At 59.5% G+C, this 26021-nt stretch carries 22 protein-coding genes; 8 read left to right on the top strand and 14 right to left on the bottom strand.

All coding sequences use genetic code 11. The annotated features are described in order from the left end of the window. Nucleotides 1-215: 215 nt before the first annotated feature. Nucleotides 216-1322 (top strand): cell division protein ZapE, encoded by a 1107-nt coding sequence (gene zapE, locus OC445_RS23235; RefSeq protein ID WP_262020376.1) that lies wholly within the window; start codon nt 216-218, stop codon nt 1320-1322. A gap of 165 nt (nt 1323-1487) precedes the next feature. Then, on the top strand, nt 1488-1979 hold the full coding sequence (locus OC445_RS23240; RefSeq protein ID WP_034127723.1) for a GNAT family N-acetyltransferase: 492 nt from the start codon (nt 1488-1490) through the stop codon (nt 1977-1979). Between the two features lie 101 nt (nt 1980-2080). Here the strand turns inward: OC445_RS23240 and OC445_RS23245 are convergent, their stop codons facing one another. The 4 genes from OC445_RS23245 to OC445_RS23260 form a co-directional block, all read right to left on the bottom strand. Beyond that, entirely contained in the window at nt 2081-2293 is a 213-nt protein-coding gene (locus tag OC445_RS23245; protein ID WP_034127722.1) for a hypothetical protein, read from the bottom strand. Nucleotides 2294-2433: 140 nt separating this feature from the next. Continuing rightward, complete coding sequence (locus tag OC445_RS23250) at nt 2434-4671, bottom strand: TonB-dependent siderophore receptor (RefSeq protein ID WP_054897792.1); 2238 nt, start codon at nt 4669-4671, stop codon at nt 2434-2436. A gap of 128 nt (nt 4672-4799) precedes the next feature. Next, nucleotides 4800-6542 (bottom strand): phosphoethanolamine transferase CptA, encoded by a 1743-nt coding sequence (locus OC445_RS23255; protein ID WP_262020377.1) that lies wholly within the window; start codon nt 6540-6542, stop codon nt 4800-4802. A gap of 157 nt (nt 6543-6699) precedes the next feature. Further along, nucleotides 6700-6876 (bottom strand): DUF6026 family protein, encoded by a 177-nt coding sequence (locus tag OC445_RS23260; protein ID WP_198834001.1) that lies wholly within the window; start codon nt 6874-6876, stop codon nt 6700-6702. A 259-nt stretch (nt 6877-7135) separates the two neighbouring features. On the opposite strand from OC445_RS23260, the gene gnd reads away from it, so the two are divergent. Genes gnd through OC445_RS23275 form a run of 3 tightly spaced genes read left to right on the top strand, consistent with a single transcriptional unit; the run spans nt 7136 to nt 10460 of the window. Continuing rightward, complete coding sequence (gnd, locus tag OC445_RS23265; RefSeq protein ID WP_019817573.1) at nt 7136-8119, top strand: phosphogluconate dehydrogenase (NAD(+)-dependent, decarboxylating); 984 nt, start codon at nt 7136-7138, stop codon at nt 8117-8119. Beyond that, nucleotides 8116-9639, top strand: coding sequence for a glucose-6-phosphate dehydrogenase (zwf, locus tag OC445_RS23270; protein ID WP_089042588.1), 1524 nt, complete (start codon nt 8116-8118; stop codon nt 9637-9639). Before gnd ends, zwf begins: the two co-directional genes overlap by 4 nt. Further along, nucleotides 9636-10460, top strand: coding sequence for an HAD family hydrolase (locus OC445_RS23275; RefSeq protein WP_262020378.1), 825 nt, complete (start codon nt 9636-9638; stop codon nt 10458-10460). Before zwf ends, OC445_RS23275 begins: the two co-directional genes overlap by 4 nt. 66 nt (nt 10461-10526) lie before the next feature. Here OC445_RS23275 and OC445_RS23280 read toward each other — a convergent pair whose 3' ends face one another. Further along, nucleotides 10527-10787 (bottom strand): hypothetical protein, encoded by a 261-nt coding sequence (locus tag OC445_RS23280; protein ID WP_034127718.1) that lies wholly within the window; start codon nt 10785-10787, stop codon nt 10527-10529. 344 nt (nt 10788-11131) lie between these two features. Here OC445_RS23280 and OC445_RS23285 point away from each other — a divergent pair, with 344 nt between their 5' ends. Continuing rightward, nucleotides 11132-12454: a sigma-54 dependent transcriptional regulator gene (locus tag OC445_RS23285; RefSeq protein ID WP_198791063.1), complete on the top strand. Its 1323-nt coding sequence runs from the start codon at nt 11132-11134 to the stop codon at nt 12452-12454. A 362-nt stretch (nt 12455-12816) separates the two neighbouring features. On the opposite strand, the gene OC445_RS23290 is transcribed toward OC445_RS23285, so the two are convergent. From OC445_RS23290 to OC445_RS23320, 7 genes are all read right to left on the bottom strand, one after another. Next, a complete protein-coding gene (locus OC445_RS23290) occupies nt 12817-14124 on the bottom strand; it encodes a hypothetical protein (RefSeq protein WP_198791062.1) in 1308 nt (435 codons plus the stop codon). Between the two features lie 49 nt (nt 14125-14173). Further along, the gene (locus tag OC445_RS23295) at nt 14174-14917 is read right to left on the bottom strand and encodes a hypothetical protein (RefSeq protein WP_034127715.1); all 744 of its coding nucleotides are present in this window, start codon (nt 14915-14917) and stop codon (nt 14174-14176) included. A 37-nt stretch (nt 14918-14954) separates the two neighbouring features. Then, on the bottom strand, nt 14955-15635 hold the full coding sequence (locus OC445_RS23300; protein WP_019817800.1) for a C39 family peptidase: 681 nt from the start codon (nt 15633-15635) through the stop codon (nt 14955-14957). 60 nt (nt 15636-15695) lie between these two features. Further along, nucleotides 15696-16430 (bottom strand): hypothetical protein, encoded by a 735-nt coding sequence (locus tag OC445_RS23305; RefSeq protein ID WP_003190893.1) that lies wholly within the window; start codon nt 16428-16430, stop codon nt 15696-15698. Nucleotides 16431-16498: 68 nt separating this feature from the next. Next, nucleotides 16499-17050 (bottom strand): hypothetical protein, encoded by a 552-nt coding sequence (locus OC445_RS23310; protein WP_054897483.1) that lies wholly within the window; start codon nt 17048-17050, stop codon nt 16499-16501. Continuing rightward, nucleotides 17050-17508, bottom strand: a complete 459-nt coding sequence (locus OC445_RS23315) for a hypothetical protein (protein WP_054897482.1) — start codon at nt 17506-17508, stop codon at nt 17050-17052. Before OC445_RS23315 ends, OC445_RS23310 begins: the two co-directional genes overlap by 1 nt. 314 nt (nt 17509-17822) lie before the next feature. Then, nucleotides 17823-18821: a FecR family protein gene (locus OC445_RS23320; RefSeq protein WP_198791060.1), complete on the bottom strand. Its 999-nt coding sequence runs from the start codon at nt 18819-18821 to the stop codon at nt 17823-17825. 148 nt (nt 18822-18969) lie between these two features. Here OC445_RS23320 and OC445_RS23325 point away from each other — a divergent pair, with 148 nt between their 5' ends. After that, complete coding sequence (locus OC445_RS23325; protein ID WP_014718736.1) at nt 18970-19239, top strand: PepSY domain-containing protein; 270 nt, start codon at nt 18970-18972, stop codon at nt 19237-19239. A 19-nt stretch (nt 19240-19258) separates the two neighbouring features. On the opposite strand, the gene OC445_RS23330 is transcribed toward OC445_RS23325, so the two are convergent. Further along, nucleotides 19259-24400, bottom strand: coding sequence for a dermonecrotic toxin domain-containing protein (locus OC445_RS23330; protein WP_262020379.1), 5142 nt, complete (start codon nt 24398-24400; stop codon nt 19259-19261). Nucleotides 24401-24570: 170 nt separating this feature from the next. Between OC445_RS23330 and OC445_RS23335 the strand changes: the two genes are divergently transcribed. Next, nucleotides 24571-25605 (top strand): Ldh family oxidoreductase, encoded by a 1035-nt coding sequence (locus OC445_RS23335; RefSeq protein WP_054897479.1) that lies wholly within the window; start codon nt 24571-24573, stop codon nt 25603-25605. 31 nt (nt 25606-25636) lie between these two features. On the opposite strand, the gene OC445_RS23340 is transcribed toward OC445_RS23335, so the two are convergent. Beyond that, complete coding sequence (locus OC445_RS23340) at nt 25637-25957, bottom strand: YqjD family protein (RefSeq protein WP_019817806.1); 321 nt, start codon at nt 25955-25957, stop codon at nt 25637-25639. Nucleotides 25958-26021 lie beyond the last annotated feature (64 nt).

Raw genomic sequence — 26021 nt, forward strand, 5'->3', positions numbered from 1 at the left:
CGGTTTACCCCCCAAATCCCTGTCGAATTCCGGCCAGCGTGGTTTAACGGGGCGCTTAAGATCAAAAGCAGATCAAGAGCAAGATCAAGAGCGGCTCGCTTCGCATCGTGGTTACCGTCTACCGCTATAGCGTTGTGCAAATACTCATCCTCGCCTCAGGCAAACAGGCCAAGATTTCGCGCCTGGACAGCTCTGCGTCCGTCATACTGGCAAGCATGACTTTCGACTCGCCTCTCGCCGCTTACCAACATGCCATCGCCCAGCCAGGTTTCGTCGCCGACGACGCCCAGCGCCGGGCGGTACAAGCCTTGCAAGCCTGTCACGAGGCCTTGCATCAAGGGCGTTCGTCGATTGCCGGCGTTTACCTGTGGGGCCCGGTGGGGCGTGGCAAGACCTGGTTGATGGACCAGTTCTACCAAAGCTTGCGCGTGCCTGCGCGGCGCCAGCATTTTCACCACTTCATGGCGTGGGTGCACCAGCGCTTATTCCAGCTCACGGGCACCCAGGACCCCTTGCAGGCGTTGGCCAGGGAGCTGAGCCAGGCGGTGCGCGTGCTGTGCTTCGATGAATTGTTTGTGAATGATATCGGTGACGCGATCATTCTCGGCCGCCTGTTCCAAGTGATGTTCGAAGAGGGTGTGGTGATGGTGTGCACGTCCAACCAGCCGCCCGACCAGTTGTATGCCGGTGGCTTCAACCGTGAGCGTTTCCTGCCGGGTATCGACGCGCTCAAGCAGCATATGCAGGTGGTGGCCGTGGACGGTGGCGAAGATCATCGCTTGCATCCCGGCGTGGGCATGCAGCGCTATTGGGTGAATCAGCCCGAGGCACTGGCGGCGGTGTTCCGACAGTTGAGCCAAGGCCAAACCGTGACCAGCGGGGTGGTAAGCGTAGGGTACCGCACCATCATGACGGTGCAGGCCAGTGACACCGTGCTTTGGTGTCGCTATGCCGACCTGTGTGAGCAGCCCCTGGCCGCGATGGATTTCATGCTGTTATGTGATCGCTTCCACGCCATCCTGCTAGGAAACGTCCCCAACCTCAGTGCACAGAAACGCCCGGGCCGGATTGCGCGTGGCACTGAGGACAGCGCCGAGCGCGTAGTAGTCGGGGATCGAGAGTTGCCACAGTTGTCGGTGCATGACGACAGCGTACGGCGCTTTATCGCGTTAGTGGACGAATGCTACGACCGCAAAGTGCCACTCTTTATCGACGCCGAGGTGCCGTTGCACAGCCTGTACACCGAAGGCTACCTGGAGTTTCCTTTCCGCCGCACCCTGAGCCGTCTGCAAGAGATGCAGTTGGAACGCTTCGCCACCTAGGAAAAATCGCCGCTCCAAAGCTCTTTGCACGCTTTGATGCGCGCAACCTTCGCATTTTCTGTCAGCGATTTGTCGCTTATCTCCTTCATCTACTGCCGACTCCACGCTTACAATCGCAGCTCTCAAAGGGAAACGATTCCCTGGTTGTCGCTATCGAGGAAGGAAATGGACACCCCAGACATCCTGGTGCTGCAAGCCAGCTATACCAACGCCGTGCACGCCGACGCCATTGGCCTGTTGCTCAACCATTACGCTGAAGATCCGATGGGCGGCGGCCACAGCCTGCCAGCCGATCTCTTGCAGCAGTTGCCAGCCGAACTGGCCAAGCGCCCACACGCGTTCAGTGTGCTGGCGTTCGTCGGGGGGGAGCCAGCGGGATTGGTCAATTGTTTCGAGGGCTTTTCGACCTTCGCCTGCCGGCCCTTGGTCAATGTCCATGATGTGGTGGTGAAAGAGCAGTTTCGGGGGTTGGGGTTGAGCCAGAAGATGCTGCAAAAGGTCGAGGAAATCGCCCGGCAGCGCGGTTGCTGCAAGATTACCCTCGAAGTGCTGGAAGGCAATACTCTGGCGCAGGCGGCGTACCGCAAGTTTGGTTTTGACGACTCAGTGTTTGATCCGGCCCATGGGCGGATGTTGTTCTGGAATAAACCGTTGTAATAAATAACCGGCAAAAAAAAGGCGCCATTAAATGGCGCCCAATAAACCTTTGCCAACGGAGCAGAATGGCGCAGGGTGCTACGGATTAAGTAAGCATTAACTCAGCTGTTCGGTTGCGCCTGTTCAACCGTGTCGGCCTTGACCGACTTGCCATCGGCGCTGGCAACTTGTTGCTCAGCCTTGCCGTGGGTTTTTTCCTGAATGAAGCTGAAGTTGTTGTAGAACTCCTTGGAGCGCTCTGCGCCGCCCTCTGCAAAGGCAGCGGCAGAGGTCAGGGTCATCAGGCTGGCCAGCATCAAGGTCGAGAGTTTCATAGTGGTATCCCCATTAAAGTGATAGGTGTCTGGTCGCTTCGTGATCAGATCATGGAGCGACTATGGCGTTATCTTATTAAGTGGGAATTAACGGGAGATGCCGTTGAAGTTAACAGTTTTGTTAACTTCAACGTGCGAGGCTATAACTTCCAATCCAACGCCAGCGTGACGGAACGCGGCTCGCCCCAATACACCCCGTTATAAAAACCCACGCGCTCGTAATATTTCTTATCAAAGAGATTATTCACGTTGACCGACGCCGAAACCTGTTCGTCGAATTGGTAGCGCGACATCAGGTTGACCACGGTGTAGCCCTGTTGTGTGATTTTCGCCCGTGTGGTTATTGGCCGGCCTTCGCTGTTGCGCTGCCCGGTCGGGCGGTTGCTGAAGTCGTAGGTTTCGCTCTGCCAGTTCACGGCGCCGCCCACCGTCAGTTTGCGCCAGGCGCCCGGCAGGCGATAGGCGCTGGAGATCTTCACCAGGTTCAAGGGTTGGCTGGTGTTGTTGCGTTTGTCAGAGCCATTGACCGAATGGGTGTAGGTGTAGCCGGCGGACAGGTTCCAGTCCGGCGTGATTTCACCGGCGGCTTCCAGCTCGAAGCCGTTGACCTTGTTACCTTTGCCGCCGGATTTGTAGTACTCCTCTCCCGTGACTGGGTTGGGCGGGACTGAGTCATCCCGCTCGGCGACGTTGTCCTGGGTACTCCAGAAGTACGCGGCGGCCAGGTTCAAACGCTCGTTCAGCACACTGCCCTTGAGGCCCACTTCGTAGTTACTGCCGACCACGGGCTCCAGGTACTTCTTGTTGGCATCACGGTAGTCCTGGGGTTTGAAGATGTCGGTATAGCTGGCGTAGACGGTGTACTGCGGCGTGATGTCGTAGAGCAGGCCGGCGTAGGGCGTCCACATATCATTGTGGGTCTGGCTGGTTTTGCCCGAAGCGGTCAGTTGGTCGTTGGCATCGTATTTGGGCTCTGCGCTTTCCAGCTCCCAACTGCCGTAACGGCTGCCCAGTACGGCGTGCAAGCGGTCCGTGAGGCTCAGCCTTGTGGCCAGGTAACCGGCTTTCTGTTGTTTCTTGCTGTGCTCGCCTTTCAGATCGGTCACCTGGTCGGTGAACTTGCTGATGCCGCCCATGTGCTTCCAGTCCTGAATGGGGTAGTAGCTGGCTGGCAGGTCGCTGCGCATGAAGGGCGAGACATCCCGTTGTGCGGCTTCGCCATAGCCCATCATCAGCGCGTGTTCGCGGCCCAGCAGCGTGTAGCTGCCGGCCAGGTTGAGGTCGATGGCCTCCATGCGCGAAGTGCCGCGCATATGGCTGGCCCAAGCCGTCATGCCGCTGCGGTCGGGGTTGGGGAAACCGGCGCCGCCGTAATACACCTTGCCATCGGTGTCGCTCTGGCGATGGGTATAGGCGGCCTTCAGGTGCCAGTCGCCGCCGAGCCGATGGTCGAGGGTGGCGAAGGTGGTCTTGTCGGTCAGCGGCCAGGAACTCCAGTGCGCCGCCATGTTGGTGGAGCGGGGTAGCCTGGCCTTGCCGCCCTGGCTGTTCCAGTAGGGCACGGTGCCCCAAGACGTGCCTTGCACCTGTTTGTCCTGGTAATCAAAGCCTGCGGCCAGCACGGTATCGTCGGAAAGGTCAGCCTCGAGAATGCCGTAGCCCACCGCCCGCTGCAGCCCATAGTTGTCACGAAAAGACTTGCTGTCGCGGTAAGCCAGCACGCTACGCCCGCGCAGTTTGCCGTCGAACGCCAGCGGGCCGCCCACGTCAACGTAGCTGTAGTAGTTGTCATGGCTGGCGCCACTGATGCCGGTCTTGGCCTGCCACTGGGCGGTAGGGCGCTTGCGCACCATGTTGACGGTGGCCGAAGGGTCGCCTGCGCCCGTGGTCAGGCCCGTCGCGCCGCGCACTACTTCGATGCGGTCGTAGATGATGGTGTCGGCGTCGGTCTTCATGTAGCCGAAAGTGTTGAGCATCCCGTCAACCTGGAAGTTGCTGATGCCATAGCCTCGGGCGGAGTAGTAGACACGATCGGAGTCGTAATGCTGAACGTTGACGCCCGTGGTCTGGCGCAACACATCCGTCAGGGTATTGAGATTGAAGTCGTCCATCTGCTGGCGTGTGATCACCGAGATCGATTGCGGGGTTTCCTTGACGGAGAGGTTCAGCCGCGTGGCGGTGCTCATCGAGCCAGTAGTGTAGGCGCCGGTGTGCTCGGTGGTGGCGCCCAGGCCGTCGGCGCTGATGGTGGTCGCGCCCAGTTCCAGGGCTTTGGCGGGGGCTGTATCGGGGGCGGGGTCGGCCCGCGAATCCGGGCTCAGCGCCAGGCTGAACAGGCCGAGGGTGAAGGTCATGGAACGGGTGAAGGGCGCAAACATCGCTGCAGACTCCTTGTCGTCTTTGATACCTCCCCAGGCGGGGAGGGCTTGGTTCAAAGACGAAAGGAACTGCGGAACTTTAGGTTCAAACGAGAATGATTGTTATCTTTCTATTACAAGGCCCTGGCTTACTTGGCCACCACTTCGGCGCCGTCGGCCTTCTTGGGCTTGATCAGGCTGAAGTCGATCAGTGCCTTCTGCTTGGTCTCGTAAGGGTTGCCGATCAACAGGGGGCGTGGCTTGAAGCTGTCGCTCACCAGGCTCTTGCTGTGGTCCAGCTCATCGAAACTCAAGCCTGCCATGTCGGCCCAGGTGTGGATCAACTGCGAACTGCTGTAAGGCCGCTGCAAGTCGCCGGCGAAGCTCCAGTCGTGACTTTCGCGCCATTTTGGCGAGGCGTAGGCCATGAACGGGATGGTGTACATCGGCGCGGTCGGCTTGCCTTCGTTACGGCCCAAAGTGTCGTGGCCGGCCGAGTCGAACACGTCTTCGCCGTGGTCCGAGAGGTACAGCAAAAAGCCGTTGGGGTCGGTCTTTGCGTAGTCCTTGATCAGGCTGGAGACTACGAAGTCGTTGTACAGCACCGCGTTGTCATAGCTGTTATAGGTCGGCAACTGCGCATCGCTGACACCCGCCGGCACGCCCTGGCGGTCGGTGAACTTGTCGAAGGTCTGCGGGTAGCGGTACTGGTAGCTCATGTGGGTGCCCAGCAGGTGCACCACGATGAACTTGCGTTCGGCGGTATCGGCCAGGGCCTTGGAAAACGGCGCCAGTACATCGCCGTCGTACTGACGGGCGTTCTGGTTGCGGTTGTTGTTCAGGTACACCTGCTCGTCGGCCTGTTCGGAAAAGGTCGTGAGCATGGTGTTGCGTTTGGTCATGGTCTGCTGGTTGGTGATCCAGAAGGTCTTGTAGCCAGCCTGTTTCATCACGCTGACAATCGACGGTGTCTTGAGGTACAGGTCCGGGTTTTCTTCGTCAGCGAAGGTCAGCACCTGTTGCAGCGCTTCAATGGTGTAGGGGCGCGGGGTGATGACGTTATCGAACACGGCCAGTTGGTCGCGCAGCTTGTCCAGCTCCGGCGTGGTGTTGCGCGGGTAGCCGTAGAGGCTCATGCGCTGGCGGTTGGTCGACTCGCCGATGACCAAGACAAGTGTGGACGGCTGGCCGGCCATGCTGTCCTTGAGGTTGTTCAAGGGCGGGATCTTGCTTGCACTGGTGAGCATGCCTTGCATGTTGTCCAACTGCTCGGTGTAGCGACGATAGGCGACGATCATCTGCCAAGGCACGGCAGGCTCGATGCGGGTTTCGAAACGATCGATGGCCAATTCCATGGTTTCGCTGGTGGCGATCTGCTTGACCAGTGGGTAGCCCACCACCGCCAGGACGATGGCTATGGCTGCCACGATCGACTGGCCGCGAGGCAGATACACCGGGCGCAAGCGCGTCCACAGGAAGATGGCGAAGGCGGTGTGGGCAATGAACGCCAGCACGATCCACCAGGCAAAGTATTGGGTGGCGTATTCGCCGGCTTCAGAGATGTTCGACTCGAACATGATGAAGATGACGCTCTGGGAGAATTCCTGCTGGTAAATGAAGAAATAACCCAGGCTCGCCATGGAGCAAGCCCACAGCACCACGCCGATCAAGGCGGCGAGCAGGCGCGTACGACGCGGGAACAGCAGCATCGGCGCCAGCCACAGCGCACTCATGAAGAAGGCCTGGCGGAAGCCACTGAAGCCGGAGGTGCCGGTCAGTTGGATAAGAAGTTGGGTAATACCCGAGAAATACCAGAAAAACAGGAATAACCAGCCAAGGCCGGCCCAATCAAAGCCTTTCGCAGTCGTCGTGCTGCGTTTGAATATCGCCATCCAGCGCCCCATCAGAAAAAGATTGTCGCGCGCAGGCGCGCAACATCGGGCCGCCCAGGAAGTGAGCGGCATCGCGGAACGGGAGTATCAAGAGGGGAATGTGAAAACTTTGTGAGTTTTCTGTAGGTATTGCCTTACAACGCGTTCGGCCAAGACTTCAGCACAGGACTGGCTTGGCATCTGACGGCTGATCGAGCTGGGCTTGAAGGTGCAAGCGCAGGCGCAGGACTTCCTGTTGCAACTGATCGCGCTCGTCTTTCAACTGGCGCAGTTCATCGCGACGGAGGGTGACGTAGAGGGTCTGTGGCGGACGGGTCATCTGTGCTGTGCTCATTGCTTACCTCGCAAATAGCCGGTAGATCGCGGTGCCAAAACTGGTTTCTGGCAACAGTCGGAAGCAAGTTTGAATTCTTTTTCGCAGCAAGGGAACTTTTTTATTTTTGGTGGTCGTGTGACTTTTGCCGGGGTGATGGTGAAACGATGGCAACTTTTTTGCCATGAAACTACACGGATCCGCTCTGGACTAACCCTCATTAGCCTCATTGCGCTATAAACTATGTCACACATTTTTTAGAAGTTAGGAGCATCAGCACATGCAACTGGGGATTATCGGACTAGGCCGCATGGGCGGTAACATTGCGCGGCGCCTGATGCTCAATGGGCATACCACCGTTGTATACGACCGTAACGAAGCCTTCGTCAAAGCCTTGAGCGAGGAGGGCGCCACCGGCGTCGCCGACTTGAAAGCGCTGGTGGCCGGCCTGCAAAAGCCCCGTGCTGTCTGGGTCATGTTGCCGGCGGGCGCGCCCACTGAAGACACCATCAACGCACTGAGCGAACTGCTGGAAGACGGCGATGTGATCATCGACGGCGGCAACACCAACTACAAGGACGACGTGCGTCGCGGCAAGGCCCTGGCTGAAAAGGGCCTGCACTATGTGGACGTGGGCACCTCGGGCGGCGTCTGGGGCCTGGAACGTGGCTATTGCATGATGATCGGTGGCGACACCGAGACCGTGAATCGCCTCGACCCGATCTTCAAAAGCCTCGCGCCGGGCCTGGGTAACATTCCGCGCACCAAGGACCGTTCGGCCTCTGCCGACCCACGTGCCGAGCAGGGCTACATTCACGCCGGCCCAGCGGGTTCCGGGCACTTCGTCAAGATGATCCACAACGGCATCGAGTACGGGATGATGCAGGCGTTTGCCGAAGGTTTTGACATCCTCAAGACCAAGAACTCGGAAAACCTGCCGGAAGACCAGCGCTTTGACCTCAACGTTGGCGACATCGCCGAAGTCTGGCGTCGTGGCAGCGTGGTGTCGTCCTGGCTGTTGGACCTGACCGCCGACGCCTTGGCCACCGACCCGAAACTCGACGGCTACTCGGGCTCCGTGGCCGACAGCGGTGAAGGCCGTTGGACCATCGAAGCAGCCATGGAGCAGGCGGTGCCGGTTCCGGTGTTGTCGACCTCGCTGTTCGCGCGTTTCCGTTCCCGCCAGCAGAGCACCTACGGTGACAAAATGCTGTCTGCCATGCGCTTCGGCTTTGGCGGCCATGTGGAGACTTCCAAAAAATGACCGCCAACGGCAAGAAACCCAAGGCCGAACCTGCTCCACCCACCACATTGTTTCTGTTTGGCGCCCATGGCGACCTGGTCAAGCGCTTGCTCATGCCGGCGCTGTACAACCTCAGCCGTGACGGGTTGCTCGGTGATGGCCTGCGTATCGTCGGCGTTGATCACAACGCCATCAGCGATGCGGACTTTGCCAAGAAACTCGAGGACTTCATACGTACCGAAGCCTCCAGCAAAGTCAGGGGCAATGCCGAGAACGCCCTCGACCCCGCGTTGTGGGCACAACTGGCCAAGGGCATCAGCTACGTCGAGGGCGATTTCCTCGACGACAGCACCTATGCCGATATCGCCAGCAAGATCGCTGACAGCGGCACCGCCAATGCGGTGTTCTATCTCGCCACTGCACCGCGCTTCTTCAGTGAAGTGGTGCAGCGCCTGGGCAGTGCCGGTTTGTTGAATGAAACGGACGAGGGCTTTCGGCGCGTAGTTATCGAGAAGCCGTTCGGCTCCGACCTGGCCACCGCCGAGGCGCTCAACGCCTGCCTGCTCAAGGTGATGAGCGAGAAGCAGATCTACCGCATTGACCATTACCTGGGCAAGGAGACGGTGCAGAACATCCTGGTCAGCCGTTTCTCCAACGTGCTGTTCGAAGCGTTCTGGAACAACCACTACATCGATCACGTGCAAATTACTGCCGCTGAAACCGTCGGCGTTGAAACCCGGGGTAATTTTTTCGAAAAAACCGGCACCTTGCGCGACATGGTGCCCAACCATCTGTTCCAGCTGCTGGCAATGGTCGCCATGGAGCCGCCGGCAGCCTTTGGTGCCGACGCGGTGAGGGGTGAGAAGGCCAAAGTGGTCGGTGCGATCCGCCCCTGGTCGCTGGAGGATGCGCGGGCCAACTCGGTGCGCGGCCAATACACCGCTGGCGAAATCGCTGGCAAGCCATTGCCCGGGTATCGCGAAGAAGCCAACGTCGCGCCGGACAGCAGCACCGAGACGTTCGTCGCGCTCAAAGTGATGATTGATAACTGGCGTTGGGTCGGTGTGCCGTTTTACTTGCGTACCGGCAAGCGCATGAGCATCCGCGACACCGAGATCGTGATCTGCTTCAAGCAGGCGCCTTATGCACAATTTCGCGATACCGAAGTCGATGAACTCAAGCCCACTTACCTGAAAATCCAGATCCAGCCTAACGAAGGCATGTGGTTCGACCTGTTGGCCAAGCAGCCTGGGCCGACCCTGGAGATGGCCAATATCGAATTGGGCTTTGACTACAAGGACTTCTTCGAGATGCAGCCGTCGACGGGTTACGAAACCCTGATCTACGACTGCATGACCGGCGATCAGACCCTGTTCCAGCGCGCCGACAACATCGAGAACGGTTGGCGTGCGGTGCAGCCGTTCCTGGATGCGTGGAAGGAAGATGATGGTATCCAGGCCTACAAGGCCGGTGAAGATGGCCCAGCGGCGGCCGATGCCTTGCTGGCCCGCGATGGCCGCGCCTGGCATAGCCTCGGATGAGTGACGTGACGATTCATCCCATCCGGTTTGTCCTCAGTGATGTGGACGGGACGCTATTGCATCCCGACCACAGCCTCAGCCAACGCACCGCCGATGCCATTCGCGCTATGCGCGAGGCTGGGGTGATTTTCAGCCTGGCCAGCGGGCGTCCGCCCAAGGCCATGCGGCATTTGATCGAGACCTTTGGCATCGATGTGCCGGTGGCTGGCTTTAATGGCGGTACGTTGGTCAACCCGGATGGCAGCATCCTGGTTGCTCATCATCTGCCGGCGGAAGCTGCACTCATCACCCTGGCGCTGTATTCCGCCGAGCCGGACGTGGAAGTCTGGGTGTTTGCAGATGGCGACTGGCTGCGCCGTGATCCGCCCGGGCCCATGGTGCAGCGCGAAGCCGATGGCTTGGGCTATGGGCCGGTAGTGGTGGAGAGTTTCGAGCCTTACCTGGACAGGGTCGACAAGATCGTCGCCGCTAGCAACAACACCCAGTTGTTGGTGGAGCTGGAAGCGCAATTGCAGCCGAAAGTGCAGGGGTTGGCCCAGGTGTCGCGTTCGCAGCCGGTGTATCTGGACGTGACCGCGATGCTGGCCAACAAAGGCGAAGCCTTGAAAACCCTGGCTGAACACCTGGGCGTACCGCTTGCACAAACGGCTGCGATTGGAGACGGTGGCAATGACCCGGCGATGTTTCATGTGGCGGGGTTGTCGATCGCCATGGGCCAGGCCGAAGAAACCGTCAAGCGCCAGGCCAATGTGGTCACCGGCAGCAATGTCGAAGACGGCGCTGCCGAGGCGTTCGAACGCTTTATTCTCGCCGCACGTTAAGCGTGCAAGTATGACTGTACAACTTCCAGCTCAAGTTTTACTTGGGCTGGAAGTTGCTGCATTGCATTACTTTGGCATCGCCCAGTGTTGCAACTGGTGGCCATCTTTATCGAGCTCGGCACGGGCCTGCAATAGCAGGTTTTCAAGTTGGGCCGGGTCGGTATAGGCAGTCGACGGCAACTGTTTGCTGCCGATACGGGTGTTGGTGCGGTCGATGACGCTCAGGCTGAGGGCGCCAACGCCATCGTGCCAGGCCACGCATTGAAAAGGCTGGAAGGCACGGTCTGCAATCAAAAGAGCTTCGTTGATGCGCAGCGGAGCGTTCATTTGGGTCTTCTCTCTGTATGCCCATTCAAGTGAGTACCGGCGGTTGGGCGGACCGTGCGGTGGGTTACTTGTACTGATGCACGATGGTGGGGTGCGGGTCACATGCTAGGGCAAGAAATTTTAACGTTCCCTGATTGACGTCATGTAAGCGGCTGTTTTGAAAGCGCAATAAACCTTTGACTGGCGAGCAACTTCTGGCGCGCTACGAAACAGGCATGGCTTTTTGCCCACGCTTATAGCGAAAGGGTACAAGGTAAGCGTCAAGATCTTGCTAGGGTTACCAACAGTCGACACAAACTGTTGTTTCTAAATAACTTTAACAATATTGGCGCCAAGGAACAGTCATGGTTGCGACACCCGCCCAACGCCGCTTACTGGTGGTCGACCCCTGTGACGATTGCCACGGGTTATTACCCGGTTTACGCACCGCCGGCTGGGAAGTGGACAGCTGTGCCTTGGAGGCGGTAGGTGAGCGCTCCTGCGATGTGGGCCTGCTGCGTTTGCAACGCGATCACCTGGAACGCCCTGAAGCAGTCAAGGAGTTGATTGGTCGCAGCGGCACCGAGTGGATCGCCGTGCTCAGCCAGGATGTACTGCGTTTGCAGAACGTCGGCGATTTTGTCTGCGAATGGTTTTTCGACTTTCACACCTTGCCCTTCGATGTCTCCCGGGTGCAGGTGACCCTGGGCCGTGCGTTCGGCATGGCGCGCCTGCGTGGCAAGGGCTACGCCCCGGTGGATGAGCCCCATGAATTGCTGGGCGAAAGCCGTCCCATCCGAGAGTTGCGCAAATTGTTGTCCAAGTTGGCGCCTACTGAGTCCCCGGTGTTGATCCGCGGTGACAGCGGTACGGGCAAAGAGTTAGTGGCCAAGACTTTGCACCGCCAATCCCAGCGGCACGCAAAGCCGTTCGTCGCGATCAATTGCGGCGCCATCCCTGAACACCTGATCCAGTCCGAGTTGTTCGGCCACGAAAAAGGCGCGTTCACCGGCGCCCACCAGCGCAAGATCGGACGTATTGAGGCGGCCAACGGCGGCACCCTGTTCCTCGATGAAATTGGCGATCTGCCTATGGAGCTGCAAGCCAACCTGTTGCGCTTTCTTCAGGAAAAACACATCGAACGCGTTGGCGGCAGCCAGCCGATCCCGGTGGATGTACGCGTGTTGGCTGCCACCCACGTCAACCTCGAGGCCGCGGTGGAGAAGGGCGCTTTTCGCGAAGACCTGTATTACCGCCTGAATGTGCTGCAAGTGGTCACCGCGCCGTTGCGCGAACGCCATGGCGACGTGGCGATGCTGGCCAACCACTTTTCGCGTTTCTACAGCCAGGAAACCGGACGGCGCCCGCGCAGTTTCAGCGAAGAGGCCTTGGTGGCGATGGGGCAACACCCGTGGCCGGGCAATGTGCGTGAACTGGCCAACCGCGTGCGGCGCGGCCTGGTGCTGGCCGAAGGGCGGCAGATCGAAGCGGTTGACCTGGGGCTGCAAGGCCAGCAAGTCATTTCGGTGGCGATGGCGACATTGGAAGACTACAAGCATCGTGCCGAACGTCAGGCGCTGTGCGATGTGCTCAACCGGCACAGCGACAACCTCAGTGTTGCGGCCCGCGTGCTGGGGATTTCCCGGCCGACGTTCTACCGGTTGCTGCACAAACACCAGATCCGCTAGGGCGGGTAAACCCAATGTGGGAACTGGCTTGCCTGCGAAAGCGGTGGTTCAGTTAAAGCTTCAGTGACGGACACACCGCCATCGCGGGCAAGCCCGCTCCCACAGGGGATCTGTGCCAGGCGTTGATTCTGTGGGCAATACATGGCCAATGTGGGAGCTGGCTTGCCTGCGATAGCGGTGGTTCAGTTGAAGATTGGGTGACTGGCACACCGCTATCGCGGGCAAGCCCGCTCCCACAGGGGACTTGTGCCAGGCGTTGATGTTGTGGGCAATATAAAGCCAATGTGGGACCTGGCTTGCCTGCGAAGGCGGTAGTGCAGTCACCGATGCAGCAACTGACACACCGCCCGCAGGCAAACCAATCAGAAGTAATACGGGAATTTCAGGCTGAACGTAAAGTCCGGTGCATCATCGGTCATGCCAATCGCCAGGTTCGGCACGATGGTCAGGTTATCCGAGGCGGCAATCGTCATACCCACGTTGAAGTAGCCCGCGTTGGCATCGCTGGACACCACCGATTGCCAGTCGCCGCCATCCGGCTTGAGCTTGCTCTTGCGCTGCACCAGGTCGGAAACCGAGAACGACATGCTCATCTTCTCGTTCAGGGCAAAGGCGACGCCGACCCCGAATTGGAAGCTGTCCCCCAGGCGCACCTTGCCTCCCACCTTCTGATTGACTTGACTGCTGATGTCATCGAACGAGTCTTCAAAGTTGTGGGTGTACGACAACGAACCGAACAACACGGCCGGGTCGAAGGTCTTGACCAGGGAGATGCCCGGCGTGACCGACCAGACCCCGTTGCCCGTGGGCAGGCTTTCGGGCACGTAGAGGTTGTCGTTGTTAGGTTGCTTGACCAGTTTGATGCCGAAGGGCTCTTTGCCCGTCGGGGCCTTGACGCGCACCGACACCACCGCATCGGGCAAGGTCGGGGTTTCGTCGAGGAACTTGTAAGCCACGCCAAAATTGACATCGCCGATGGTCGGGTCACGGGTCACGGAACCTTCGGAGGTGGCGGTGGCGTCGTTGCCGGCGCCGCCCGACTGGTAGGTGGACTCGCGGTACACCACCGGCACGTTCAGGTCGAACTGCCAGCGGTTGTCGACGTTGTAGCGCCCGGTAAGGTCCAGGGTCCAACTGTCGGACTTGATCCGGTCCAGGTTGATGTTGCCGAGGAAAATCGAGTCCAGCGCCAGGAAACCATTGAGCGTCAACTGGCGCGCGTCATAACGGGCATAGGTGATGCCGGTTTCCACGCTGAACTTGCCATTGCCGAAAAAGCCGCTGGCCTCGTTGTACAGGTTGCTCACACTTTGCGCAGGGGCCGAGTCGTCCTTGAGGGCCTGGCCGTAGGAGCTGCCACCCCCGCCAGCGCCACCGGATGCCGCGGCTGCGCCCGTACCGCTAGCCGCGACAGTGTTAGCGCCGTTCTTGAAGTCAGCCGGTGATTTGGCCAGGCGCCTGGGGGCGGGCGTTGCCGGTTGGTCCTCGACCTGGCGCACACGTTGCTCCAGCACGGCCAAGGCTTTTTGCTGCACGTCGTAGCGTTGCTTGAGTTCCAGCAGTTCCTTCTTCAGGGTTTCGATGTCAGCGTCTGGCGCGGCATACAGCACGGATGCGGGCAAGAGCGTACTCAAACAAACCACCGCACGTAGCGATAACGATCGATGCATGAAATAAGCCGTCCTTTTCTAATGCGAAAGTGTCGAGGGTCAGCGTAGTTCAATAACCGAGCGTGCGTAGGCCTTTGAGTTGATCCAGGTTGCAGTTCAACGCGGCGTTGTTCAGCCCGTTATTGTTCATCACGACATTGATCTGGGTGATGTTTCTGACAAGGTTGCTATCGCCGGTCAATACCGTGCCCTGCAGCACATTGCCCGCGCCGATCTGTTGCAGGCTGTTGCCCTGGTTGTGATTGGCCTGGATGGCCATCTGCACGCCGCCACTGTTGGCCGATACGCTGACACGGCCCGCGGCGCTGTCCCCGGTCACTGTGCCGCCCGCCACCAGCACCTGGCCGGACTGCAGGTTATTGGCGGGGCTAACCCCATTTTCGACGTTGATGCCCACATTGTTGTAGGCGGCGTTGCCATCGCCGGCGGCGCGTACACTTTGGGTCACGCCCTGGCCGCTGCCGAGGCCGGCACCACCGACCACATTTCCGGTGCCCGTGTTGGGGCGCGTGCCGGTACCGGTCGAGCCGGTGGTTTGCACGTAGAACTGTGGGGTAATGGTGGTCTTGTCGATGTGCATGTTGGCTGTGCCGGTGATGTTGTCACCGACGGCATTGGTCCAGGTGCTGCTCATGACAATGCCAAAGCTGATGATGCGCCCCGGCATCACGTAACGACCACGCAGTTCGGCCATTTCGGCGTCCTTGAGTTCGATGGGCTTGAACCCCGAGGACGCATAAGCAGGCATTGAGGCGGCCAGACACAAGACCGTCAGCCAACGGGAAGTGTTCATCTGCTGCTCCTGGGGCGTCCTGCCCCTTATTGCGCTTCTAGAAGAAGTCGCTCTGGATAAAACCGAAATCCATCAGCTCGGCATCGCCCACAGGCCGGAACTCATTCATCTGGCTCTTGGCGGTCAGCGGCAGGGGCGGGTCGAGCAAGACGTTGGCCTTGTCGTAGCCCTCGCCCAGTACGGCGAAGACAATGCCATTCCAGCCTTTGACGAAATCGTCATGGGAATAGCGCTTGTGGCCCAATACGGGGTCGCCGATGTACACCCAGTCCTTGTCGGCCCGTTGCAACACCACGAAGTGCTTGTAGCCGCGGATTTCCAGCAGCACCACCACGGGGATTTTCACGGTCAGCAGGGTCTCGGGCGCGATCTTGTAGCCCCGGGCACGCATGCCGATGCTTTCGAGGTAGCGCTTCATGTCCAGCATGGAAAAGCCCTGGGTTCGTACCAGATCCTGGTCGGCAGTGACCAGCATGCCTTTGATGATGTGTGCTTCGTCGACGTCCAGCCAATAGGCCTGGCGCAGGATGGTGGCGAGTGCCGCGGCACCGCAGCTGAAATCGGTTTTCTGTTCCACCAGATTGGCGAACCGGCGCTCGCGAATGCTCTCCACCTTCTTGAAAATCACCGCACCGCCGGGCATGGCGGAGATTGCCATGGTGCCTGCCCAGGTCGTGCCGGTGAGTAACATCAGGAGGGTGAGGGTCGCGATACGCATGATCGAATGACCTGTTGGACACTGGAATAAAAAGGGCCTTGTCGCCAAGGCCCCGTTGGATCAGAAGCGCACGCCGCTGGCGCAGACGCTGCAACCTTGGCCGATCGACAGGCTGTTGCTGCCTTGGTTGCCCGCACCGGATTGCAGGTTGACACCTACGTTGCCGGAGTTGCGGTTAACCGAGTTGTCGAGGCTTGCGTTGTTGGACACGTACTGAGGCTTGCCATAACCATGGCTGCTGGCGGCCGTGTTCAGGTAGCTGTTGTTGAGCGAGTTCTGCTCGGTGTTGGAAGCCGCTGCGATGTTCTTGCCGTCAGCGGTGGTGATGGCCAGGTTGTTTTTACCCTGGTTGCCCTGGCCGGCCTGGCCGTTGTAACCCACGTTGCCGGAGTTGCCGGTGATGGAGCCGTCCAGAGAGGCGTTGTTTTGCGTGCCTTTGTTGACGAAGTTGTTATGCGAGCTGCCTTGGTCGACATCAATCACGGCAAACACGGTGGCGAAGTCGCCTTTGGCACTGGAGATGGCGCCGGCGTTGTCAGCCTGGTTTCCGGAACCTGATTGTGCGTTGACCCCGACATTACCGCTGTTGCTATTTACCGAGTTGTCGGCTGATGCATTGTTCTCGGTGTTGGTGTCATCGAATTTGTTGTGTTCGCTTTTTTGCACATCGGTGACGACAGCGGCCACGGTACCGGTGGGTTGTGGGGTTGGATGCCAGCCACCCGCTTGAGCAGCAGCAGCCATGAGTGCGGCGAGAGCGAAAACCATTGGTTTCAGAGCCATTTGAGGTTTCATGGTGTTTCTCCTTGCTTCTAATTAGTTGGTTAAGTGTTGGTACGGTCTAACGAACGTCTACCAAGCGGTTACTTGATAGTGATGCCCAGGGTGTTAGCCACTCGGTTCCCCACCCCGGCACTCTGGTTCACCTGTGTCACTCCTCGGCTGCCGGTGAAGGCCTGGTCGCTGGTCACGACCTGGCGGCTGCCAGTGGTGGGGGTGAGCCCTGAGTCGGTTGCCAGCGTCGTCGTGTTCTGTTGCAACAGGACGCTGTCATCGATGCTCTGCGGGCCAGGGTTGAGGCTGATCCGCACAGCGTTGATGGATTGGTTATTGGCCCCGGCAGACTGGTTGATGCCCAGCACACCGTTGCCACTGCTGAATGAGTTGCCCTGGATCGCGGCCTTGGCGTTCAGGGACGGGTCGACCTTGCCGTCGACGCGCTGGATGTCGAGGTTGGTGGCCTGGCCACCGAGCGCGATGGCGCGGCTGTTGGACATCTGCTGCCCCGTGCCGGCGGCCTGGTTGATCGACAGCACACCGTCGTACTGCTGGCCGCTGTGGTTGATCACCGCGCTGTTGTCGGCCATTGCCGAGGCGCTGCCCAGCAGGGCGAATATCAACAGGGCGCGCTTCATCACTTGCCCCCCATCATGCTGCCGAGGTTGTTGAGCGGCGCCATGCCACGCTGGACCGAGTCGCTGATCTGCCCGCCCATGCTGCCGCCGCTGCCCGCACCGTGGCCGGCCGCTGCGCCAGCGCCAAGTGTCGACATGCTGTTTTGGGTGGCGCCCAGGCCCGACAAGCTGCCATTGGGCTGAAGGGAGCGGGCGAGGCTGGAACCACTGCTGATGCCGCCGATGTCCCTGTCACTGAGTTCGCCGGTCAGGGCGCTGTTGATCTCTTTGCTGGGGTTGGCGTTGGCGGTATTGGGGTAGGGGTCGGGCAGGGAGGTGCGCCCGTACATGTGGCCCTGCACCGTACGCCCGGTCACGATCACACCGTCACCCGCCTGGCTCGTCAGGCTGACACCTGCACTGAGCACGCAACCGATCAGCAGTACGTTTATCGACGAGGTGTGTGTGAGTGTGTTCACGGCGGCAGTCCTTATTCTTAACGCTGACCCTAAACAGCGTTGTCAGGGAAAGAGCAGAAGGCGTGCCGCTTTTTATTAGATGTTGATATTCAAGGGGTTGGGATTAAGTCGGGGCAAAGTGATGGCAACTCTGTTTCAGGGTTGAAACAGTCCTGAGCGCTTGAGATATGCCTGTGCTCGCCTCACGCCGTCTCAGCCATGTAACACTGCCTGTGACAGAACCATGAATCCGCACACGGCGGGCGATGCAGGTGAGGGAGGTGTTTCAAAAATGGACACCCGCGGCCCAAACGTATCGCTTCGTGCGAGCGGGCTCAGCCCTTGGGGGTTTTACGCGGAATGGAATTGAGCACGGGGTTGCCGTCCTGGTTTTGGGTCAGGTAGACCGGCAACACCTTGGGCAGGGAGGGCACGAGGTTGTTGACCTCGTTGATGTTATAGATACCGCCGACGCGAATCGCACCGGTACTGGCGTCTGCAAGCATCACCGGCTTTTTCAGGTAGCGGTTGATCAGGGGCAAGGCGTCCGTGAGGGTCAGGTTGTCGAGCACCAGCTTGCCCTGGCGCCATGCCAGCGCGGTGTCATCGGGATTGATAGCGGCGACCTGCGGGGTGGCGTCACCCTGGCGGAAACTGGCTTGCATGCCTGGGCTAAGCGGCACACTGGCATGCTCGCCGTCGCTGGAGATCTGCACCGAGCCCTCCAGTAACATCACCCGCACCTGATCTTCATATTCCCAGACATTGAACTGCGTGCCGGTCACTCGCACCTGGCCTTCGCCGGCCCGCACGATAAACGGGTGGTTGCTGTCGTGCGTGACGTTGAAGAACGCTTCGCCCTTTTTCAGGGTGACACGGCGCTGGTCCTTGTAATGGCTGTAGACCAATTCGGTACCCAGGTTCAACTCCACTTGGCTGCCATCGCCCAGGGTGACTTTTTTCAAGCCATTGGCTGCTTCGAACCGTTCATATGAGCTGGGCAACCAGCCCGCTTCCCAGCCGGTGAGGGCGGCAAGCGGCAATGCCGCCAGGCACACCGCTGCGGCCACCGCGTAGGTGCGCAAGCGGCTGGCCGGCTTCTTGATTGGGACCACCACCGCCTCAGGCTTGTCGCGGGGCAGGTGGTCGGCCACGTCCCAGATTTCGAGCATGGCTGCATATTCGAAGGCGTGCAGCGGATGGCCATCGTGCCACTGGGTAAAAGCCTGACGTTCGCCCGCCGTGCAATCTGCAGCATGCAGGCGCATGCACCAATGCGCGGCGGCGTCGGTGATGGCGTCATATTCGGTTTCTGAAAGGGGCTTTTCGCTCATTAACTCATCCTGATTTCCCACATTCTAACCTCCCAAGGTAGACGGCGAGAACCGCATCATGGCGATTGCACATCAATTGGAACTTATTCTTGTTTGTGTGCGCCTAAAAAATCAGGAATTAACCTGTCGTCCACTATGGAGTACGAAAATGTTGAAGAAAACCTTGATCGCCCTGTGTGCTACTTCCGCGCTGTTGAGCGCTGGCGCCGCCATGGCCGACAAGCCGGGTGCAGGCTGGATCACCATTGAGAAAGCCATCGAGGTGGCGAAAACCAAGGCCGGCTACATTGAGGTCTACGCCGCTGAAGCGGATGACAATGGCTATTGGGAAGTCAAAGGTCGCAAGTCCGATGGCATCGTGTATGAGGCGCGCATCGACGGCGCTTCCGGTAACGTGCTGCGTGACCAGAAAGACTGATGCACTCGCCGGGGGCCGTTCAGGCCCCCGGCTCCAACTGGCGGCCAAGATGGGTGATCAGGTACGTCACCGAGTCGGCGTTGGCCAGGATGGTGTCAATACGCTTATCAGGGACTGACATGAAAATGATCCTCGCGTCCTGCAGGGTCTTGGCGCCAGTAGCCTTGAAAATTTTCTTTTCAATTGCAGAACCAGGCTTAAAGTCTTCCCACAATTCGGTGAGGCTGTCTTGAGTCTTGAACAGCATCGTTGCAGGCGTCATCGTCGATAACGCGGTGCTGCGCAAATCTTCCAGGGTGGTTTTAAGCACTTCGGCGCCGGGCCTTGCGACATTGATCAAGTCTGGGAAGGGTCGCATGCTGTCCAGGTAGGCAATGTCCACGGTGTCGAGCTTCAAGTGCGATAATTCGTGAATCAGCGTGCTGGCCCTGGCGTGCGTCGATATGTTGAACGCCACATTCTCCAGCAGACGGTTCTGGTAGACGTCCAGATTGGGGTCGAAGAATCGGCTCAGCAGATACAGCTTGCGTTCTCTGTCGGCGGGAATCATGAATGCATAATCCGACGCCGGATCCTGTCGGCTGGTGCCCGCGACAAAGCGCATGGAGTTCGGACCGGTCAAGCTGGGGTCGGTGAGTTCATCGATGATCTCGTCGATTATTTTTGTGACTCTCAAGACCTGGTCCGGGGTCAGTGTGACGACACCAAACATTTCTCCTAAAAATCGCCCAACCCGGCTGTCAGGGTCGCGTTGTACAGCAAATTGCGTAACGTTACGGCGGCAGTTCAGCGCGTAATAAGTCGCAAAGTTCAACGCTTCAGTGATGGCTTGGGCTTTCCAATAGGTCAACGCGCCAATATCGCGGATGCCGACCGCTTCAATGTTGATATCCCGTGCTTCATTGCGCCACGTCTTGAGGTACGACTGAGCCCTGCCGAAGCGCGGCTCCTGGCCGCCCAGCTCCAGTACCCATATGCTCTGTGCATTGCGGCCGATGTACGGCCCCTCCTGCTCGTCGTTGGCGAGGCGCCAGTGTTGTGCGGCTTTCTTGACGCTATACACCTTGCCGGCCAGCGGCACGTAGTATTTCGAGTTTTCCTGGTCTTCATACACCTGGCTGAGCGTGCTCTTTTTCAGGTCTTGCAACGCCACGTCCTGTGCCTCGAACGGCTGCAGCCGGGTGCGCGAAGGGCAGGTGACATGCCAGGTGGCGAGGGTGGTGGCTGCGGGCAGTGACTCATCTGTCAGCTCGGCCAGCGAGCGCTCCTTTTCAGTGGGTGGGGCAATGACGGTGCCGTCCAGCGCACTGCGCAGGGCGGCCATTTGCGCCACGCCCCTGACGAAATCCTTGAATGCAGCCTTCCACTGGTGTAGCTGCAAGGCTTCGGCCGAGCGCTTGAACAAGGTGTAGCTGCGCCATACCACCAGCGGATAGGCGAGTTTGCCGGCCATGAACTGCACCGCCGTCGGGATGTCCTTGCCGAACAGACGCGTTGCGTGATCCCACAGGGTCTTGGCGCCTTCTTCGAATTGGCTGCCCAGCACCTTGAGCAACATCAATGTGTTTTCACTGAACAGGTAATGCAGCACATTGCCCGTCACTGCCGAAGCGGCTAGGCGGATATCGGGCGGGCTATGCTGGTTGTTTTTCAGCAAGTGGCGGTAAGTGGCCTGATGCGGATCTTCCAGGTGCATAAGCACCCAGTCCTGCAGGGCGCCTGGCCCTTGTATCTCATCCAGCAAGGCCGTTTCATCCGCGTACTCCTTGAACACATGCTGTTCGCTGTAGGGCGCGTAGAGCACCCATGGACCCTCGCCGGGAAGCTGCGGGCCGATCAGGTACACGCCCAACACCTTGGCGGTACTGGCGCCTTCGGTGGCGATCAGCTCCAGCGGTCGAATCGTCGCCGTGGCCCCGCTGAGTGAAGCTCGGGCCACGGCGTCCGGCATATCGAAAATCTGCTGGACCAGGCTCAAGGCTCGCGTGGAAAGCCGCTCCTGCAACCTTTGCTCGTGGGCGTGTTGCAGCGCTTGCCACGGCAACTGACGGCAAAACAGACGTCTGCGTTGGCATGCATCATCGGTTTGCGCCTCAAGGTGGCTTCGCACCTGTTGCTGATAAGCGCTTTTGAGATCCAGCTGGCGCACCATTTGTATCACGGCACTTGCGTCCAGGGCTTGCGGTAATGGCTTTGCCGTGCGTGAACGCGGGCGGATGTGTTGAACGGTCAGATCTGGCCAGTGCCGCAACGCAAAGTCGGTCAGGTTGTCGACATTCACATCGAGCATTGCACCGGTGGGGATCAGGATGTGATCGGGGTTGAGCGCCTGGCCGGGAAAGCGCGCCTCAAGCAGCGCCATCAGCGTGGTGAAGGCATAAGCACGCAGGGGTTGGATGTCATGCAGGTAGTCGTGTTCATCGTCGGCGTTGTTGCAGTATTGCTCCAGAAGCTCGGCCTGGTGGATTTGGTCCTGGGGCGGCGCCATCCCCAGCCACAGTGGCAGTGCCTGCTGGTTGACCATGGCATCGGCCAGTGTGATTGCCCTGCCAAGGTTGGTGGGCGGAGGCTGTTCGATGACGGCGTCCAACCGGTCCTGCAAGGCACGGGCGCGCAGGCCCATGGATTGCAGGTGATCCACGCCTTCCATGACCGCGTCGTTGTAGCTGTCTACTCGGTCATTCAACAGGTCCTGATCAATACGTTGCAGCGGGCCCTGGCTAAATGCCTGATGGGGCTCGCGCAAGCAGAACGGCAGATTCTCCAGCAGGCTCAAGCTGTTGAGTGGGTGCGCCAGGCGCTGGGTGATTTCATCGCGCAGGGCGTTGATCGAGGCAAAGACTTCGTAGCCCAGGCGCGGGGTCCAGAGCAGCGCCTGGCCCGAGCGCTGCGGGTCGATACCGCCGCGCTCAGTGATCACGAACGTATTGGCCAGCGGTTGTGGCGTATCGACGGCGTTCAAGTCCAACGTCAAGCCATAGGCATCCGGCAAAAATCCGTTAAGGCCATGGCGTGTCAAGCGCGACAGACTGTCGGGCTGAAATAGCGTGTCGAGAATGGCCTGGCTTGTGGGCGCCAGGGTTTTATCCAGCGACCTCAGCTCGGCTTCGCTGCGTAACCCTACCAGCATCGAGTGGGCGTGTTTGGCGTGAGTCTTGACGAGAAACTCATGGGGTTGCTGGCGCATGGCGTGCTTGGAAAACAGCAGCAGGACGCGCTCGATGACGGTGTTGAACGTCTTGAGCGTCATGCTTGGCAATTGCATGAAGACATTGCCTTCGCCCCGTGTATAGAACTTCGTCCTGGACGAGAAGGGCACCGCAGGCGCCTCTTGGGCCAGGCGTTCAATGAAGTGCTCAAGCATGCTCAATGACTGCACTGCCGGACGCTCTTCACGCTCCTGGGCACGCGTGGCGTAGGTATTGATATACACCTCCTCGGCTTTGACTGGCTGTTGCTGCAGTTGCAGTTCAGCGTTGAGCGTGTCAGCGACGATGCTACGTAAGGTCGGGTGATGCGCGCGCTCCATCGCCAGCGCACGCTCAATCGCCCGCAGGTTCTGAAGCTGCAGCCGGGCGCGCTCGGCCTTGACGGTCGAAGGGCGGCCATTACCGCGGGTGACCGGATGCAAGGTCCAGCGCCCGTTGGTCTCCAGTGTGGCCAGTTGATTGTCCAGCAAGGCACGTACGTCCAGGGCACTGTCGAGCAGGGCTGCGAGGTCCACTTGGCCATCGCTGCGCCGGTAGATTTCCAGGGCGTGGTTAAGGTTCTCCGTTTGCTTGCGCGCAATGTCTTGTACCAAGGTCACGAACACATTGCCGGGTATCGGCCTTGCCGCGACGGCGATCGGGTCCAGGCCGAGCAGCGTGTCGCGCTCATCCAATGAGAGGAAGTTGAGCCATTCGTCCTCGTAGCCTTCGGCCTTGAGCATGCTCAATAACAGGTCTTTGAGGTCGTCGAGGTTTTCCAGCACCTGTAACCCGCGCGATTGGGTGTAGAGGTACGCGTGGTGCTCGGTGATCATCAAGGTGCTCGCCGGTTCAACGTAATGTTGATGGGGGGCATAAAGGCGCACCTTTTCCACGCTGAGGTTTTCGGCATGGGCGCTGCGGGCGCTTTGGTCGCTGAGGAGCAGGGCCTGAAATGCGTGGCTTTCCTCGGCGGTAATTATCTCGGCCTGGCGCTTGAGCAACACATCGAGGCGAAACTTCTGCGCCACGACCTGGGCAAAAAAATCCACGCGCGAGGTGCCGCTGTCGATATCTTCATTCCAGTAGGTCTGCAGCAGGCTTTCCAACAGCTTCGAGAAAGTACTGGAGCTTTGTTCGATCAAGGCTTCCCAACGCTGGTGATCTTCTTCCCGTTCGGAGGCGGTGAAGCCAGTGGTGTCATGTTTTGGGTTCGAGTATTCGCGTGTCTGCCCTTTGGGCCACCCATGGCGCACATAAAATTGCAGCAGCGCTTCGCTCAAGGTCAGCGAGTTGACCCAACGTGGCGTTGCTTGCTCAGCTTCGCGGGTGAAGACATTGACCCGTGTGTCCCGTTGATCCAGGTGTTTGAAATGGGGGCGGGCCATGACGCTCAGCAGCGTGTCGAGCATGTCAGGCAAGGTCGGGGTTTTTTGCAGGTGGTCGAGCATGGCCTTGACGTTATCCAGCTGGCAGGCCTGGAGCATGCGTGCTTGCTCCGGCATGACTTCACCCTCGATGAGCTGAGTGGTCAACACCATGGGCGTGTCAGCGCCCAGCGCATTGCGTTGGTCCATCGACAGGTAGCTCAGCAAAGGGGCGCTCTGCAGTGGGTCTTCCAATTGCTCGATCAACTCGCTCAGCAGGGCGGCGTGGCTGTCATAGACCTGTATGCCGTTATCCGGGGTGTAGAGCAACGCCTTGGCGGCGTCGGGTGTCGGGCTGATCGCGAACGCGCCGGCAAGGGGGATGGGGGGCTTGCCGGAAATGTTGATCAGGACCTTTTCAACGCGCATGGGGTGATCATGCCGGCTTGTGTCCTGCCGAGACTCGTCGGTAGCCAGGTAAAGGTTGTACAGCCAATCAAGGTCTTTGGCGGTGAGCCCCAGCGTGCGTTCACGAACGGTGGGCGAGGCTTTGCCTTGGGGTTTGAGAAACTCAGGGAAGAAATACGGGGGCGTTAAGCGAACCACAGCCTGTCTCCGGCGTGCCAGGAAAAGCACAGGGTAGGCAGGCGCCCGTGGTGCAAGGCGGTAAATATTCAGCGCTGCGCACGTTGACAACGCAGAGAGTGCGTGGTGTTTAATCGAGGGTCTGGATGTCCCATTCGTTGCCCCTTCCAATCATAAAAACGGAGCTTCAAGTGTCTGCGCAGTCGACAGTTGCCACCGCTTGTGCCTCGATCCGCTTCGCTGAACTGGTGGAGTTACTTCAACAGGTCTTCGTCCGGCACGGCACATCGCCGCAGGTTGCTGCGATTCTTGCGCACAACTGCGCAAGTGCCGAGCGTGACGGTGCCCACAGTCACGGTATTTTTCGCATCCCCGGTTACCTTTCGACGCTGGCCAGTGGATGGGTCAACGGCACCGCCGTCCCCAGCGTGACCGATGTGGCCTCAGGCTTTGTGCGCGTCGACGCGGGCAATGGTTTTGCCCAGCCGGCCCTGGCAGCGGCGCGCCCGTTGCTGGTGGAGAAGGCACGCAGCGCCGGCATCGCGTTGCTGGCGATCCATAACTCCCATCACTTTGCAGCCCTGTGGCCGGACGTCGAGCCGTTTGCCGAGGACGGGCTGGTGGCACTCAGCGTGGTCAACAGCATGACCTGTGTGGTGCCCCACGGCGCGGATCGCCCGTTGTTCGGCACCAACCCTATCGCGTTTGCGGCACCACGGGCCGACGGTGCGCCGATTGTGTTTGACCTGGCCACCAGCGCCATGGCCCATGGCGACGTGCAAATCGCCGCACGCAAAGGCGAGCGGTTGCCACCGGGCATGGGCGTCGATAGCCTCGGTCAGCCGACCCAGGACCCTAAAGCCATTCTGGAAGGCGGCGCACTGTTGCCATTTGGCGGGCACAAGGGTTCGGCACTGTCGATGATGGTCGAGTTGCTGGCGGCAGCGTTGACGGGCGGCAACTTCTCTTTTGAATTCGATTGGACGGACCACCCAGGCGCGCGTACGCCGTGGACAGGCCAGCTTCTGATCGTGATCGACCCGAGTAAAACCGCAGGGCAAAGCTTCGCCCAACGCAGCCAGGAGCTGGTGCGGCAGATGCATGCGGCGGGGTTGCGTCGATTGCCGGGGGACCGACGCCATCGTACGCGGGCGAAGTCGCAGGAAACCGGGATCGAACTGGACGCGCAGGCGTTGCGCGAGTTGAGGGCGTTGGCGACGGGGTGAAACAGGCTGCGCGATGCGCAGCCTAAATGGATCAGTTACGGCGACCCAGCAACAGGCCGACCACCAGGCCAAAGCCTGCGGAAATGGCCACGGTCTGCCATGGGTGCCCACCGATGTAAGTCTCGGTGGCATCCACAACCGGCTTGCTGCGTTCACGCACGTTGGACACCGATTCCAGGGCTTGCTTGAGTTTGATGGCAACCTGCTCGCGCAGGGTTTCACCTTCCTCGCCCACCAGGGATGCGCTGCTTTTAAGCAGTTTGTCCGACTCTTCGATCAATGCGCTCAGTTCGCTGAACGCTTGGTCCTTGATTTGATCTTCGACAGCTTGGGCGGCGGTTTTGCGGGCCATTGAGTGACTCCTTGCAGGTGGATGTGGCAGTGAACAATGGAGTATCGGGCGGTGGCAAAAGTTG

This window comes from Pseudomonas sp. Pse35 (assembly GCF_024519715.1).
GTDB classification, from domain to species: domain Bacteria; phylum Pseudomonadota; class Gammaproteobacteria; order Pseudomonadales; family Pseudomonadaceae; genus Aquipseudomonas; species Aquipseudomonas paracarnis.

Coding starts and splice junctions, on each gene's coding strand:
- zapE (WP_262020376.1), top strand. CDS start 216: ATGACTTTCGACTCGCCTCTCGCCGCTTACCAACATGCCATCGCCCAG.
- OC445_RS23240 (WP_034127723.1), top strand. CDS start 1,488: ATGGACACCCCAGACATCCTGGTGCTGCAAGCCAGCTATACCAACGCC.
- OC445_RS23245 (WP_034127722.1), bottom strand. CDS start 2,293: ATGAAACTCTCGACCTTGATGCTGGCCAGCCTGATGACCCTGACCTCT.
- OC445_RS23250 (WP_054897792.1), bottom strand. CDS start 4,671: ATGTTTGCGCCCTTCACCCGTTCCATGACCTTCACCCTCGGCCTGTTC.
- OC445_RS23255 (WP_262020377.1), bottom strand. CDS start 6,542: ATGGCGATATTCAAACGCAGCACGACGACTGCGAAAGGCTTTGATTGG.
- OC445_RS23260 (WP_198834001.1), bottom strand. CDS start 6,876: ATGAGCACAGCACAGATGACCCGTCCGCCACAGACCCTCTACGTCACC.
- gnd (WP_019817573.1), top strand. CDS start 7,136: ATGCAACTGGGGATTATCGGACTAGGCCGCATGGGCGGTAACATTGCG.
- zwf (WP_089042588.1), top strand. CDS start 8,116: ATGACCGCCAACGGCAAGAAACCCAAGGCCGAACCTGCTCCACCCACC.
- OC445_RS23275 (WP_262020378.1), top strand. CDS start 9,636: ATGAGTGACGTGACGATTCATCCCATCCGGTTTGTCCTCAGTGATGTG.
- OC445_RS23280 (WP_034127718.1), bottom strand. CDS start 10,787: ATGAACGCTCCGCTGCGCATCAACGAAGCTCTTTTGATTGCAGACCGT.
- OC445_RS23285 (WP_198791063.1), top strand. CDS start 11,132: ATGGTTGCGACACCCGCCCAACGCCGCTTACTGGTGGTCGACCCCTGT.
- OC445_RS23290 (WP_198791062.1), bottom strand. CDS start 14,124: ATGCATCGATCGTTATCGCTACGTGCGGTGGTTTGTTTGAGTACGCTC.
- OC445_RS23295 (WP_034127715.1), bottom strand. CDS start 14,917: ATGAACACTTCCCGTTGGCTGACGGTCTTGTGTCTGGCCGCCTCAATG.
- OC445_RS23300 (WP_019817800.1), bottom strand. CDS start 15,635: ATGCGTATCGCGACCCTCACCCTCCTGATGTTACTCACCGGCACGACC.
- OC445_RS23305 (WP_003190893.1), bottom strand. CDS start 16,430: ATGAAACCTCAAATGGCTCTGAAACCAATGGTTTTCGCTCTCGCCGCA.
- OC445_RS23310 (WP_054897483.1), bottom strand. CDS start 17,050: ATGAAGCGCGCCCTGTTGATATTCGCCCTGCTGGGCAGCGCCTCGGCA.
- OC445_RS23320 (WP_198791060.1), bottom strand. CDS start 18,821: ATGAGCGAAAAGCCCCTTTCAGAAACCGAATATGACGCCATCACCGAC.
- OC445_RS23325 (WP_014718736.1), top strand. CDS start 18,970: ATGTTGAAGAAAACCTTGATCGCCCTGTGTGCTACTTCCGCGCTGTTG.
- OC445_RS23340 (WP_019817806.1), bottom strand. CDS start 25,957: ATGGCCCGCAAAACCGCCGCCCAAGCTGTCGAAGATCAAATCAAGGAC.